This window comes from Actinoallomurus oryzae (assembly GCF_039541955.1).
Taxonomy (GTDB): domain Bacteria; phylum Actinomycetota; class Actinomycetes; order Streptosporangiales; family Streptosporangiaceae; genus Actinoallomurus; species Actinoallomurus oryzae.
Window position 1 is genome coordinate 161,943 of the sequence record NZ_BAABHF010000015.1, and the last position, 14,293, is coordinate 176,235.

General features: G+C 71.7%; 9 protein-coding genes. 3 read left to right on the forward strand and 6 right to left on the reverse strand.

Annotation, left to right across the window (positions count from 1 at the left end; genetic code table 11):
* Window positions 1–9: 9 nt before the first annotated feature.
* Window positions 10–2,100 carry a catalase gene (locus ABEA10_RS09775; RefSeq protein WP_345460466.1) on the forward strand — a complete coding sequence of 697 codons (2,091 nt, stop codon included), beginning with the start codon at window positions 10–12 and terminating at the stop codon, window positions 2,098–2,100.
* Window positions 2,101–2,178: 78 nt separating this feature from the next.
* Here the strand turns inward: ABEA10_RS09775 and ABEA10_RS09780 are convergent, their stop codons facing one another.
* On the reverse strand, window positions 2,179–3,966 hold the full coding sequence (locus tag ABEA10_RS09780) for a thiamine pyrophosphate-requiring protein (RefSeq protein ID WP_345460469.1): 1,788 nt from the start codon (window positions 3,964–3,966) through the stop codon (window positions 2,179–2,181).
* Between the two features lie 89 nt (window positions 3,967–4,055).
* Between ABEA10_RS09780 and ABEA10_RS09785 the strand changes: the two genes are divergently transcribed.
* Together ABEA10_RS09785 and ABEA10_RS09790 are read left to right on the forward strand one after the other, a co-directional pair.
* Window positions 4,056–7,034 carry an FAD-binding and (Fe-S)-binding domain-containing protein gene (locus ABEA10_RS09785; RefSeq protein WP_345460472.1) on the forward strand — a complete coding sequence of 993 codons (2,979 nt, stop codon included), beginning with the start codon at window positions 4,056–4,058 and terminating at the stop codon, window positions 7,032–7,034.
* Between the two features lie 176 nt (window positions 7,035–7,210).
* Window positions 7,211–8,284 carry an enolase C-terminal domain-like protein gene (locus tag ABEA10_RS09790; protein WP_345460475.1) on the forward strand — a complete coding sequence of 358 codons (1,074 nt, stop codon included), beginning with the start codon at window positions 7,211–7,213 and terminating at the stop codon, window positions 8,282–8,284.
* Between the two features lie 49 nt (window positions 8,285–8,333).
* Here the strand turns inward: ABEA10_RS09790 and ABEA10_RS09795 are convergent, their stop codons facing one another.
* The 5 genes from ABEA10_RS09795 to ABEA10_RS09815 form a co-directional block, all read right to left on the reverse strand.
* The gene (locus ABEA10_RS09795; RefSeq protein ID WP_345460478.1) at window positions 8,334–8,957 is read right to left on the reverse strand and encodes a lactonase family protein; all 624 of its coding nucleotides are present in this window, start codon (window positions 8,955–8,957) and stop codon (window positions 8,334–8,336) included.
* Window positions 8,958–9,046: 89 nt separating this feature from the next.
* Window positions 9,047–10,852: a sensor histidine kinase gene (locus tag ABEA10_RS09800; RefSeq protein WP_345460481.1), complete on the reverse strand. Its 1,806-nt coding sequence runs from the start codon at window positions 10,850–10,852 to the stop codon at window positions 9,047–9,049.
* Between the two features lie 69 nt (window positions 10,853–10,921).
* A complete protein-coding gene (locus tag ABEA10_RS09805) occupies window positions 10,922–12,559 on the reverse strand; it encodes an IclR family transcriptional regulator domain-containing protein (RefSeq protein WP_345460483.1) in 1,638 nt (545 codons plus the stop codon).
* A gap of 84 nt (window positions 12,560–12,643) precedes the next feature.
* The gene (locus ABEA10_RS09810; RefSeq protein WP_345460485.1) at window positions 12,644–13,189 is read right to left on the reverse strand and encodes a nitroreductase family deazaflavin-dependent oxidoreductase; all 546 of its coding nucleotides are present in this window, start codon (window positions 13,187–13,189) and stop codon (window positions 12,644–12,646) included.
* 56 nt (window positions 13,190–13,245) lie between these two features.
* Window positions 13,246–14,208, reverse strand: a complete 963-nt coding sequence (locus ABEA10_RS09815) for a helix-turn-helix transcriptional regulator (RefSeq protein ID WP_345460993.1) — start codon at window positions 14,206–14,208, stop codon at window positions 13,246–13,248.
* Between the last annotated feature and the right edge of the window lie 85 nt (window positions 14,209–14,293).

The window sequence follows — 14,293 nt, forward strand, 5'->3', positions numbered from 1 at the left end:
GAGACGCACATGCCGGCCGACGGCCGTACTGACAAGGATCGGCAGCTGGACGCCGACCGGGCCGCCCCGGAGGAGACGGTTCTGACCACCGACCAGGGCGTCGCCGTGGGCGACACCGACAACTCGCTGCGGCCCGGCGAGCGCGGCCCGACGCTCATGGAGGACTTCCACTTCCGCGAGAAGCTCACGCACTTCGACCACGAGCGGATCCCCGAACGCGTCGTGCACGCCCGCGGCGCGGGCGCCTACGGCTACTTCGAGGCCTACGGCGACGCGCTGGCCGGGGTGACGGCCGCGGAGTTCCTCACCGACCCGGGCCTGCGGACCCCGGTGTTCGTGCGGTTCTCCACTGTCGCCGGGTCGCGCGGGTCGGCCGACACCGTACGGGACGTCCGCGGCTTCGCGACCAAGTTCTACACGCGGCAGGGCAACTTCGACCTGGTCGGTAACAACATGCCCGTCTTCTTCATCCAGGACGGCATCAAGTTCCCCGACTTCGTCCACGCCGTGAAGCCCGAGCCGCACAACGAGATCCCGCAGGCGTCCTCGGCCCACGACACGCTGTGGGACTTCGTGCAGCTCCAGCCCGAGACGACGCACATGATGATGTGGCTGATGTCGGACCGGGCGCTGCCGCGGAGCTTCCGGATGATGCAGGGGTTCGGCGTGCACACGTTCCGGCTCGTCAACGAGGCCGGCGAGGGCACGTTCGTGAAGTTCCACTGGAAGCCCAAGCTCGGCACGCACTCGCTGGTGTGGGACGAGACCCAGAAGGTCGCGGGCAAGGACCCGGACTTCAACCGCCGTGACCTGTGGGAGGCGATCAACGACGGTGACTTCCCCGAGTGGGAGCTCGGCGTGCAACTCGTCGCCGAGGCCGACGAGCACGCCTTCGACTTCGACCTGCTCGACCCGACCAAGATCATCCCGGAGGAGGAGGTCCCGGTACGGCCGGTCGGCCGCATGGTCCTGGACCGCAACCCCGACAACTTCTTCGCCGAGACCGAGCAGGTCGCCTTCCACACCGCGAACGTCGTGCCCGGGATCGACTTCAGCAACGACCCGTTGCTGCAGGCCCGCCTGTTCTCCTACCTCGACACCCAGCTGATCCGCCTCGGCGGGCCCAACTTCACCCAGCTGCCGGTCAACCGCCCGCTGAGCGAGGTGAGCAACCACCACCGCGACGGCTACCACCAGACGACGGTGCACCGGGGACAGGCCGCGTACCACCCCAACTCCCTCGGCGGCGGGTGCCCGGCCATCGCGGGCGACGGTTACACGCACTACCAGGAACGGGTCGACGGCAACAAGATCCGCAAGCGCAGCGAGAGCTTCGCCGACCACTACTCCCAGGCCACGCTGTTCTGGAACAGCATGGCGGACTGGGAGAAGGAGCACATCGTCGCGGCGTTCCGGTTCGAACTCGGCAAGGTCGAGCCCATGCACGTCCGCGAGGGCGTCGTACGGAACCTGGCCAACGTCCACCCCGACCTGGCCACCAGGGTCGCCGAGGGCATCGGCGTCGAACCCCCGGCGCCGCCCGCCACCCCGCCCGGCGACCGCCGCTCTCCGGCGCTCAGCCAGGCGAACAGCCCCACCGACACGGTCGCCACCCGCAAGATCGCGATCCTGGCCGCCGACGGTGTGGACGGCGACCACGTACGGGCGGCCACGGCGGCCCTGACCGAGGCGGGAGCGAACTGCGAGGTCCTCGCCGCCGCCGACGGATCGCTCAGCGCGGCCTCCGGGGACGATGTCACGGTCACCCGGGCGCTGACCACCGTCGCCTCCGTCCTGTACGACGCGGTGCTGGTGCCCGGCGGTGTCCGTTCGGTCCAGACGCTGGCGGGCGACGGCGACGCGGTGCACTTCGTCAGCGAGGCCTTCAAGCACGGCAAGGCGATCGGCGCGCTCGGCGACGGCGTCTCGCTGCTGGAGGTCGCCCGGGTCACCTCCGTACGGCGCGGCGACCGGGAGACCGTCACCGACCAGGGCGTGGTGACCGGCGGCACGGCGAGCGGCGACTTCACCGAGGCGTTCATCACGGCCGTGGCGGCCCACCGCCACCCCGAACGCGACCTGAGCGCCGTTCCCGCCTGACGCCGGGACGAACCCCGGCGCCGAGCGAGCCGGAGCCCGTCGAGGAAGATCCTCGACGGGCTCCGGCTTCGCGGGCGCTCAGGACTTGCCGAACAGCTCCTGGGCCTTGGTCTTCAGCCCCTTCCTGACCACGCCGGTGGAGTCGGGGTCGCCCTTGATGATGGCCTCGGCGGCGTCCTTCATCTGCTCGAACTCCGCGTGCGGCGGGATCGGCGGGATGTCGGGGTCGCAGTGGACGTCGAGGAGGACCGGCCGGTCGGCGGCCAGGGCGCGGTCCCACGCGGACCCGATGGCCTCGGGCTTGTCCACCTCGATGCCCTCCAGGCCGATCGAGCGAGCGAACGCGGCGTAGGACATGTCGGGCAGGTTCTGGGACTCCTCGAACTTCGGCGCGCCGCTCATCGCGCGCAGCTCCCAGGTGACCTGGTTCAGGTCGTTGTTGTGCAGGACGGCGATGACGAGCCGCGGGTCGGACCAGTCGGAGCAGTAGCGCTTGATGGTGAGAAGCTCGGCCAGGCCGTTCATCTGCATGGCGCCGTCGCCGACGAACGCGATGGCGGGCCGGTCGGGATGGGCGAACTTCGCGCCGATCGCGTACGGCACGCCCGGCCCCATCGTCGCCAGGGTCCCCGACAGCGAACCGCGGATGCCGGCGCGGATCTTCAGGTCGCGGGCGTACCAGTTCGCGGCCGAGCCGGAGTCGGCGGTGACGATGGCGTTGTCGGGGATCCGGGAGTTCAGCTCCCAGAACAGCAGCATCGGGTTGACCGGGTCGGCCTCGACGTGGGCCTGCCGCTCGACCGTGCCCCACCAGCGCGCGACGTTGTCCTCGATCGTCTCGCGCCAGGAGCGCTTCTTCTTGCGTTCGAGCCGCGGGATGAGCGCACGCAGGGTCTCGGCCGCGTCGCCGACGAGGTTGACCTCGGTCGGGTAGCGCATCCCGATCATCCGGCCGTCGATGTCGATCTGGATCCCCCGGGCGTCGCCGAACTCCGGCAGGAACTGGCTGTACGGGAAGTTGGACCCGACGATGAGCAGCGTGTCGCAGTCGCGCATGAGCTCATAGGAGGGCCGGGTGCCGAGCAGGCCGATGGCTCCGGTGACGTAGGGCAGGTCGTCGGGCAGCACGTCCTTGCCGAGCAGCGCCTTGGCGACCCCGGCGCCGGTCAGCTCGGCGACCTCCATGACCTCCGCCGCGGCGGACCGGGCGCCCTGGCCGGCGAGGATCGCCACCTTCGAACCCTCGTTCAGGATCTCGGCGGCGCGTGCGACCTCGGCGTCGGGGGCGCGGGTCACCGAGGGCGTGTAGCCGGGCGGGGACGACGGCACGTTCTTGAACGCGTGCGACGGCCCCTCGTAGGGCTCTTCCTGCAGGTCGGCCGGAATGATCACGGCAGTGGGCGCGTGGTCGGCGAGGGCGATCCGCATGGCCCGGTCGATCAGGTTGGGCAGCTGCGCCGGGACGGTCGCCATCTGCACGTACGAGCTCGCGACGTCCTTGAACAGGCTCAGCAGGTCGACCTCCTGCTGGTAGTTGCCGCCCATCGCGCTGCGGGCGGTCTGCCCCACGATCGCCACCACCGGGACGTGATCGAGCTTGGCGTCGTACAGGCCGTTCAGCAGGTGGATCGCGCCGGGCCCGCTGGTGGCCATGCAGACGCCCGGTTTCCCGGTGAACTTCGCGTAACCGACCGCCTGGAAGGCGGCCATCTCCTCGTGCCGGGCCTGGACGAGCTGTGGGCGATCGTCGGCCCGGCCGAGTGCCGCGATGATTCCGTTGATGCCGTCGCCCGGGTAGCCGAAAATGTGCTTCACGTCCCACTCGCGCAGGCGTTCGAGCAGGTAATCGCCGACAGTGGGCGCCATGATCAATCCTTCCGAGGTGGCGAATGCTCCTGACGATCCGCTTCCCGGAGAGCGCGATTGAAACCTGATACGCGGGTAACCGAAGTCATATGTCCGAGACACTTCTCCGCGATCTTGCGGCACGCGTCGACGGCGAGGTGCGGTTCGACGCCGGGTCGCGCGCCGACTACGCCCATGACGCATCCAACTACCGGCAGGTGCCGATCGGCGTGGTGGTCCCCCGGAACGTCGAGGCGGCCGTGGAGGCCGTCGCGGTGTGCCGGGAACACGATGTGCCGGTCTTCTCGCGGGGCGGGGGCACGAGCCTGGCGGGACAGTGCTGCAACACCGGCGTGGTGATCGACTGGTCCAAGTACTGCCGACGCCTGGTGTCGGCGGACCCCGACCGGCGGCGGGCGGTCGTCGAACCGGGCGCCTGCCTGGACGATCTCAACGCCGAGCTGTCGAAGTATCACCTGATGGTGGGCCCCAAACCGTCGACGCACGACACCTGCACGATCGGCGGGATGATCGGCAACAACTCCTGCGGAGCCTCGGCCCAGGCGTACGGGAAGATGGCCGACTCGGTGATCCGCATGGAGGTGCTGACCTACGACGGCACGCGGATGTGGGTCGGACGGACCAGCAAGGAGGAGTACGAGCGGATCCTCGCCGAGGGAGGACGGCGAGCGGAGATCTACCGGGCGCTGCACGAGCTGGCGGAGGAGAACCTCGCGCTGATCCGTACCCGCTATCCGGACATCCCGCGCCGGGTCTCGGGCTACAACCTCGACGCGCTGCTGCCCGAGAACGGCTTCAACCTCGCCCGGGCCCTCGTCGGCAGCGAGTCCACGCTGGTGACCGTCCTGCAGGCGGAGATCTCGCTGGTGCCGGTGCCGCCGTACCAGTCCCTCGTCGTCCTGGGCTACGACGACATCGCCGCCGCCGGCGACGCCGTACCGACCGTCGCCCGGCACGAGCCGCTGGCGCTGGAGGGGATCGACGAGACGCTCATCGACCTGGCCCGCGCCGAGCACGTGGCGAAGCAAGGCGTGCTGGAGGAGATGCCCGAGGGGTCGGGGTGGCTGATGGTCCGGTTCGGCGGCGACACGCGGGAGGAGGCCGACGAGCGCGCCGAACGGCTGCTGTCCGACATCCACCGCTCCGAGCACGGCCCGGGCGTGTCCTACCTGGACGACCCGGATGAGGAAGAACGGCTGTGGAAGGTCCGCGAGGCCGGCCTGGGCGCGACCGCGTACCCTCCCGGCGGTCCGGACACGCATGAAGGCTGGGAGGACGCGGCGGTGCCGCCCGACCGGCTGGGGGACTACCTGCGCGACTTCCGCGCCCTGCTGGAGGAGTTCGGCTACGGTTCGGCGTCGCTGTACGGGCACTTCGGGCAGGGGTGCGTGCACACGCGGATCGCCTTCGACCTGGAGGACCCCGACGGGGCCGAGACCTACCGCCGGTTCGTCGAGCGCGCCGCGCGCCTCGTCGCCTCCTACGGCGGATCGCTGTCCGGCGAGCACGGGGACGGCCAGTCCCGCGGCGAGCTGCTGCCGATCATGTTCGGCGACGAGATCATCCGGCTGTTCGGCCGGTACAAGAAGATCTTCGATCCGGGCAACCGGATGAACCCCGGAAAGGTCGCCTCGCCCGAGGAGACCGAGCACCCGGCGGGCACGCCGGGGGTGTTCCGGCTGGATGAGAACCTCGACCACCTCGGCTACCACCCCGCCGAGCCGCGGACCCACTTCCACTATCCCGAAGACCACGGCCGGTTCACGCACGCGGCGGCGCGATGCGTGGGCATCGGCAAGTGCCGCGCCTCCTCCGGCGGCGTCATGTGCCCGAGCTACCGGGTCACCCGCGAGGAGAAGCACGCCACGCGGGGGCGCGCCCGGCTGCTGATGGAGATGATGCGCGGCATGCGCGGCGGCGGCGAGGACGCCGTCATCACCGACGGCTGGCGGTCCAAGGACGTCCACGAGGCCCTCGACCTGTGCCTGGCCTGCAAGGGATGCCGCGGCGACTGCCCGGTCAACGTCGACATGGCGACCTACAAGGCCGAGTTCCTGGCCCACCACTACCGCTGGCGGCCCCGCCCGCTGTCGCACTACTCGATGGGCTGGCTCCCGCTGTGGGCACGGCTGGCCTCCGCCGCGCCGGGCGCGGTCAACGCCCTGACGCACGCGCCGGGGCTCGACCGGGTGGTCAAACGCGCCGGCGGCGTCGACCGGCGCCGGGAGCTTCCCCGGTTCGCCCGCGAACGCCTGACCGACTGGTTCAAGCGGCGCGGAGGCCCGCAGGCGGACGGGCCGTCGGTCGTCCTGTGGCCGGACTCCTTCACCAACAACTTCCATCCCGCGATCGGCCAGGCGGCCGTCCGGGTGCTGGAGGCGGCCGGGTTCCGGGTCGAGATGCCGCCCGTCCCGCTGTGCTGCGGGCTCACCTGGATCTCCACCGGGCAACTCGGCACGGCCGAACGTGTGCTGCGCCGTACCGTCGACGCCCTGGCGCCCCGGCTGCGCGCCGGCACCCCGGTGATCGCCCTCGAACCCAGCTGCGGCGCGGTGTTCCGCTCGGACGCCCCGGAGCTGATGTCCGGCGATCCGGACGTCGAGCGCCTCTCGAAGCAGACCCACTCCTTGGCCGAGTTCCTCCTGGACCGGGCGCCGCAGGCGATCACCGCGCCCCCGCCGGGCACGGGCCGTACCGCCATCGCCCAGACGCACTGCCACCAGCACGCCATCTGGGGGTTCGATGCCGACACCGAGGTGCTCCAGCGCGTCGGCGTCCAGGCGGACGTGCTGGACGAGGGCTGCTGCGGCCTGGCCGGCAACTTCGGCTTCGAACGCGGCCACTACGACGTCTCCGTCGGAGCCGCCGAGCTGGGGCTGTGGCCGGCGGTACGTGACGCCGACCCGGGCACCACCGTGCTCGCCGACGGCTTCTCCTGCCGCACCCAGATCGAGGCCGGTACGGAGGCGAAGCCGAAACACCTCGCCGAGCTGCTCGCGGAACTGCTGTGCCCGGAGGAGGCCGGCGAACGCGACACGGCGGTCACGACACCGACGGAGGTCCCATGACCGAGCGAAGCGAGGGAATCGAAGACGCGCCCTTGTGGTCACCCTCCCCGACGAAGGAGGTCCCATGACCGAGCGAAGCGAGGGAATCGAAGACGCGCCCTTGTGGTCACCCTCCCCGACGAAGGAGGCCTCATGACCGAGCGAAGCGAGGCCGCGACGCCGGCGAGGGAGGTGCCATGATCGAGCTCTCCACCGCCGCCTACACGATCCCGACGGACGCCCCCGAGGCGGACGGCACGCTGGAGTGGGACTCGACCACTCTCGTCCTGGTCGAGGCGAGCGCCGAGGGCGTCACCGGGATCGGCTGGACGTACGGGCCCGCGACCGTCGCGCAGGTGGTCACCAAGCTGCTCGCCTCCGAGGTCGCCGGGAGCGGCGTGCTGAACCCGCCCGCCGCGCACGAGGCCATGTGCCGCGCGGTCCGCAACGCGGGCCGCCCCGGCCTGTGCTCCATGGCGATCTCGGCCGTCGACTGCGCCCTGTGGGACCTGAAGGCCCGCCGCCTCGGCCTGCCGCTGCACCGCCTGCTCGGCGCCGTCCACGAGGTGGTACCCGTGTACGGCTCCGGCGGCTTCACCACCTACGACGACGCACGGATGCGCGAACAGCTCGAGCACTGGGCCGGCGAGCAGCGCATCCCCCGCGTCAAGATCAAGATAGGGGAGGCGTGGGGGAGCCGCGAGGCCCGCGACGTCGAACGCCTGCGCCGCGCGCAGGAGATCATCGGTCCCGACACGGAGCTGTTCGCCGACGCCAACGGGGCCTACAGCGCCAAACAGGCGGTCCGAGTCGCCCGGGCCGCCGACATCCGGTGGTTCGAGGAGCCGGTCTCCTCCGACGACCTGGCCGGGCTCGCGACCGTACGCGACGCTGTGCCGTGCGAGGTGGCGGCCGGGGAGTACGGCTATGACCTGCCCTACTTCGTCCGGCTCCTGCCCGTCATCGACTGCCCGCAGGCCGACGTGACGCGGATCGGCGGGATCACCGAGTTCCTCCGCGCCGCCGGGCTCGCCCGAGCCCACGGCAGGGACCTGTCCGCCCACTGCGCCCCGCACCTGCACGCCGCCGCGATGGCCGCCATCCCCAACGCCCGCCACATCGAGTGGTTCCACGACCACGTGCGCATCGAGTCGATGCTCTTCGACGGAGCCCTCGACCCGGCGGGCGGCACCGTACGCCCGCGAGACGACGCCCCCGGCCTGGGCCTGGAGTTCAAACGCCCGGACGCCGAGCCCTATCGGGTCGCCTGAACGCGCTGGTGCGCAGGGGCCGCAGCGCGTGCCGGCCGGTGCGTCCGGGCTAACGGTCGAAGGTGATGCAGGCGGGATTCGGGACGGGTATCGACGTTCCGGTGTCCGTCAGCCTGCCGGAGCGCGGGTCGACGCCGAACAGGTCGACGGAGCCGCTCGCCTCATTGGCGACGAGCAGCCACCGCCCGCTCCGGTGGAGCGAGAAACTCCACGGCGTCAGGCCTCCGCAGGGGATGCGCTGTACGAGTGCGGACAGCACGCGGCTCGTGCGGTCGAAACGACGGATGAGGACCCGGCCGGCGCCGAAGTCCGCGATCAGGGCGAACCGGCCGCCGGGGGCGATGACCACGTCGTGGACGTGCGGGCCCGCCTGCCGCGGGTTGGGGCCGGAACCGGTGTCCCGGACGACGGACACCGGCGAGCCGAGCCTGCCGCGTGGATCCGGGTGCCCTTCCAGGTGCTGACGAAGAGGAGCTCCGGCTCCTTTCTCCTCTCCGCCGCCTCGGCGCCCGGCAGGTCGCCGAGCAGCGGGACGGTGGCCGCGGCTGCCACCGCCCCGAGGACTCCTCTGCGGGACGGGACGCCGGCCACTCCGCGCGTCGGATCCGACATTGACGGGCGATCCGAAAGGTTGTCCGACAAGCGAGTGCGAGGAACGTAACGCCGCGGACACATGACGACAAGACTCGCCAGCAAATCGACAGTTTCGGGAGTTGACCCCCTTGCGGGCCGGCGCGAAGTTGTCAGACAATCGGCTCGCGGTCAGTCGCCCGTGATCGGTATCTCGGCGAACAGCACCGTCCCGCCGTCGGCCGGGCTGCTGATCTCGAACCTGCCGCCGATGGCCTCGACACGGTCTCTGACGCTGAGGAGTCCCGACCCGCGGGCGGCGTCGGCCCCTCCCGCGCCGTCGTCGCGGATCGACAGCCGGATGGCGCCGTCCCGGACCGTCAGGTCGACGTGGGCGACGGACGCGTCGGCGTGCTTGGCGACGTTCGTCAACGCCTCCGACACGACGTGGTAGGCGGTCACCTCGCTCCGTTCGGCGACGCGGCCGGCGTGGATGTTCAACTTCACCGGCACCGGGGAGCAGCGCGCGAGGGCTCTGATCGCCGGTTCGAGACCCTGCCTGGACAACAGCGCCGGATGAAGGCCCCGGGCGAGTCCCCGCAGGTCCTCCAGCACCTCGTCCAGGGCACGCGCCGTGTGGCGCAGCATTCTTCGTACGTCGCCCGGGTGGGCCGGCGGCGTGGCCGTCGCGGCGCGCAGCTCGAGCAGGAGCGCGACCAGGTGTTGCTGGACCCCGTCGTGAAGATCCCGTTCGATCAGCCGCCGGGTGGCGTCGGCCGCGGCGATCACCCGGGCCCGTGAGGCCTCCAGCTCCGCGCGGCTCTCGGCGTTCATGATGGCGGTGACCAGCAGGTCGATGAAGTCGCGCAGGCGCTTCTCGATGTCATCGGGCAGCGGCTCGGACGGCGAGACGACGATCACCGCGCCCCACAGCCGCCCGCCGACGGTGACGGGACAGCCGACGGCGGAGGCGGCCTGCGCCCGCAGCGAGGCGCGGAACTCGCCGGCGAGCGCCGGCACGCGGACGGGCTCCACCCGTCCCGCCTCGCCCGTCCGTGCCACGCGTTCCGCGGCACTGCCCGGCTCCAGCGGCCAGCGGCCTTTCGGCGGTGTCGCGGCGGGCGCATTCCGGTCCCAGATGCCGACATTGGAGGCGGCGGTCCTGTCCGGTTCGTACCGGATCACCGCGGCGTGGGGCGCCTCCAGGAGCCGTCCCACCTCGCGGGCGACCGCGCCGAACACCTGCTCCGGCGGGGCCTCCTGGGCGACGAGCGTGGCCAGGCGCCGCAGCGCGACCTGCTGGTTCGCGACCCGCTCCCGTTCCCGCGCCGCCCGTAGCGTGATCTCAAGGGACGGCACCACCCGGTCCCGGAGGCGCCGCAGCGTCGACCTCGGCAGACCGGCGGGGACGATGAGCGAGGCCGCCGGGACGCCACGGTCGTGCAGCGGGAACGCCACGCGCCGGCCGTCACCGGAGACGGCGCCGCGCTCGATCGCCGCGTACGGAAGTTCGAGCGCGTCCGAGAGGAGGCGCGTCGCCGCCGGTTCCGCGGTCTTGAGATCCGGCGTCTGCAGGAGGACACGCGCCAGCTCGGCGGCCAGATCGGCCTCCCCGCGAGCGTCGATCTCGATCGCCAGCGACCGGGCCAGCCTGGAGATCGAACCGGCCAGCACCGTGACCGCGAAGAAGATCGCGAGCACCGTCCAGTCCTCGGCCATCTCGAGGGACAGGCTCCCCAGCGGCGGCGTGAGGAAGTAGTCCAGAGCCAGGGTGCTGATGGCCGCGGTCGCCAGCCCGAGCCACAGGCCCCAGATGGCGGCCACCGCGACGATGCCCAGCAGATACACGACTTCCAGCGACCGCGCGGGCGTGATCTGGCTGAGCAGCCGGGCGAGGAACGTCTCGGCGGCGACGCACGCGAGCGCGACCACGATCCCCACCAGCAGGGGAGGGCGGCGGCTCCAACGGCCCACGATCGCGGCCGTGCCCGAGCGCATAACTCAATGTACTCACCGTCCCGCGATTCGATCGTCCCGCGGGTACGGCGGCGCCGGAACGGGTCTATCTCAGGAGGTACGGATCTTGATGTAGCGCCCGGCCACGTGCAGGTCCTGCTCGATGCGCGCCGCCGTGTCGCGCAGGGGCGGGAGGACGGACTCGCGGGCCTGCCCGGCCGTGAGCCGGCCGGCGTGCATCGATACGTTGATGGCGGCCACCACCCGGCCGGCGCGGTCGCGGACCGGGACGGCGATGGACCGCAGCCCCTCCTCCAGCTCCTCTTCCACCAGGGCGTAACCGTCTCGCTCGGTCCGGCCGAGGATCGCGTCGAGCCGCCCGGCCGAGGTGACGGTACGGGGGGTGAGCGGCCTGAGGTCCGCCCGCCGCAGGAACTCCCCGCGCTCGTGCGCCGGCAGTCCGGCGAGCAGCACACGCCCCATCGACGTCGCGTGCGCGGGGAACCTCGTCCCCAGCGTGATGTCGACGCTCATGATGCGGACGGTGGGGACGCGGGCCACGTACTGGATGTCCTCGCCCACGAGAACCGCCATGGACGCCGAGTCGTTCACCCTCGCGACCAGGGAGGCCAGGTGCGGCTGGGCGATCTCCGGCAACGTCAGGGCCGACAGGCGGGCGAAGCCCAGGTCCAGCACGCGCGGTGTCAGCCGGAACAGTCCGTCTTCGCAGGCCACGTAGCCGAGGTGTGCCAGCGTGATCAGCGAGCGCCGTACGGTGGCGCGGGCCAGGCCGGTGGCCTCGGCGACGGCGGTGAGCGGCAGCGCGGCCCGCGGCTCGCCGAGCGCGGTGATGACGCTGAGGCCCCGGGCGAAGGACTCCACGAACTCCGCGCCCAGCTCCTGCTTTGACGAGCGCACCCACGGCGCGGCCGGCACACGCTGGACCGGAGCGTTCGCGGCCGGCGGGACGGGGGCCGCCAGCGCCCCCTCCATCGCCGCGACGGCCTCGCGAAGCCGGGGCAGCACCGCCTCCCGCAGCGATCCGGCGCTGTGCCGGCTGGTGTGGCTGACCACGCTCACGGCGCACGCCTGCCGCGCCGTACGGTCGCGCACCGGCATCGCGAGGGCGACCAGTTCCGGTTCGAGCAGCCGATCGTCCAGCGCCCAGCCGTCCTGGCGCGCGCGGGCGATCCGTTCCCCGAAGGACGCGGCGGCCTTTCCCACCCCGCCGGGCACGTCCGCGAAGCCGGCCTCCCCGCGCCGCCGCCACTCGTCGTCGGACCACTCGGCGGCGAAGAGCGCCCCTCCCACGCCGCACTCCGCGGGAAGGAGATCGCCGACGCGGAACGCCACCGACAGCGCGCGCCGCCGCGAGGCCTGGTGGACGAAACGCACGCCGTCCCGGTCCGGAACGGTGATCCAGACCGGCTCGTCCAGGTCGCCGGCGAGCCGCTCGGCGACCACTCCGAGGAGATCGGGGAGTCCGCAGGCCGCCAGGTAGGAGTTGCCGAGTTCCATCAGCCGGGGCGCGAGCACCGTGTCCCGGCCCTCCGGCCGTACGTAGCCGAGACGCGCGAGGGTGCTGAGGCTCCGGTCGACCGTGGAGCGCGCCAGCCCCGTCGCACGCACGAGCCCGCTGGCGCTCCCGCGCCCGCCGGCCGCGGCCAGCTCGCGCAGCACGGACAGCCCCCGGATCAGCGGCCCGACCGCCTCCCGCGGGCGTGCCACCTCGGTGGTCATGTGCGTCATCCGCTCTCCCCAGCGCGCAGGCCCTCGCCGAAACCGTACCGGCAGGGGCGCGACAGTCCGGAGCCCTCGCCCGCGGAGTCCTCGCTACCGCCCGGTGGACAGCTCGATCACGACCGGTGTCCCGTCCGCGTACCACTTCTCGTGCATCGCACGGATCTTCTCGTCGGCCGGAGCGCCGGAGCGGTGCATGCGGTACTCGAGGCGGTCGAAGGGATTCACCGTGCCCGAATAGATCCGCCGGCCCTCCTCGATCGCGGCCGGATCGGTGATCTCCTGGGCCAGGCCGTCGAGGCTCCCTCCCCTGATGCGGAGCCTCACCCGCGGATTCGCCTTCGCGTTGAGAAACCACGCCGCGCCCGACCCGGTCAGCGAGACCAGATAGGCCTTGTCACCGTTCCGGATCGCCCGCACGCACGTGCGCCGTTTCTTCCCGGTCTTGCGGCCGACGGTGGTGAGCACGCCGAAACCGCGCGGGGGAGCGATCCTGAACCAGGGCACCTGGAAGGCGTTGAGGACGCGGGCTCCGGTGAGCGTCGTCGTCAGCGGGTTGCGCCGGTGACCCTCGAGGTAGGCCTGAAACTGCTCATTCGGCGGGCGCCGGGCCGCCGCGTCCTCGTTGTGATCACCCATGTCGGCCTCACCGCGCTCTGTCCGGTCGACGATGACGAGTGACGAGCGTAACCCGCTCAACGCGCGGCCCGCTCCAGCCGGGAGGCGAGTTCTCCGCAGCGATCGCGGAATTCGGCCGGTTCCTCGATGCGGAAGTCCGCTCCGATGGGGAGGAGGTTGAGGGCGAACCACTCGAAGGAGTCGACCCAGGCGGTGACCCGGCTCCGGTCCCCGGGCAGCGGTACGACGTCGAAGTCCTGGAATCTCAGCGCGTCGCCGACCACGGCGGGCGGGGCGTCGATGATGACCACGGCCTGGTGACGGCCTGCGGACACCTCCTCGCGGAGATACGCGGCAGCGGACCGCGCCGGCAGCGGCCGGGGCGTGAACGGCGTTCCGGTGGGCGAGATCCCGCTGATGCGGTCGAGCCGGAAGGTACGCCAATCGGCACGGCCGAGGTCCCAGGCGAGCAGGTACCAGCGCAGGTGGAAATGGACCTGGCGGTACGGCTCGACCCGGCGTGTGGTCGTGTCGCCGGTCCGGCTCGTGTACGCGAAGGTGACGAGCTCGTGCCGGGCCGAGACGGACCCGAGGATCGCCAGCACGTCGGCCTCGACCTCGGGCGCCGGCTGGGGAGCGGCTTCGACGGTCGCCCGGAAGGCGGTGACACGCGGCCGGAGGCGTTTCGGCAGGAACTGGTCGATCTTTCCGTACGCGCGGTCGGCGGCGGTCCCGATGCCGCCTCGCGAGTCGGCGAAGGGATCCGGAGCCGTGGTGGAGCCGATCAGCGCGAGTCCGGCGAGCGTCGCGACCACTTCGTCGTCGTCGAGCATGAGCGGCGGAAGCGTCCGGCCCGCCGACAACTGGTAGAAGCCGCTGGGACCGGGCCGGGTGGTGACCGGATAGCCGTACTCGCGGAGCCGCTCGACGTCGCGGCGCAACGTTCGCGGGCTGATGTCCAGACGCGCGGCGAGTTCTTCACCGCTGAACCGCCGGCCCGTCTGCAGGTGGGCCAGGAGCTGGAGGGTGCGGTGCGTCATGTCGAGCACACCCCCACTCTATTGCGGTCATGGTCTGACCGCGTCTGCTCCTACGGTGGCGACGTGGCCGTTTTCCAGCAGACGC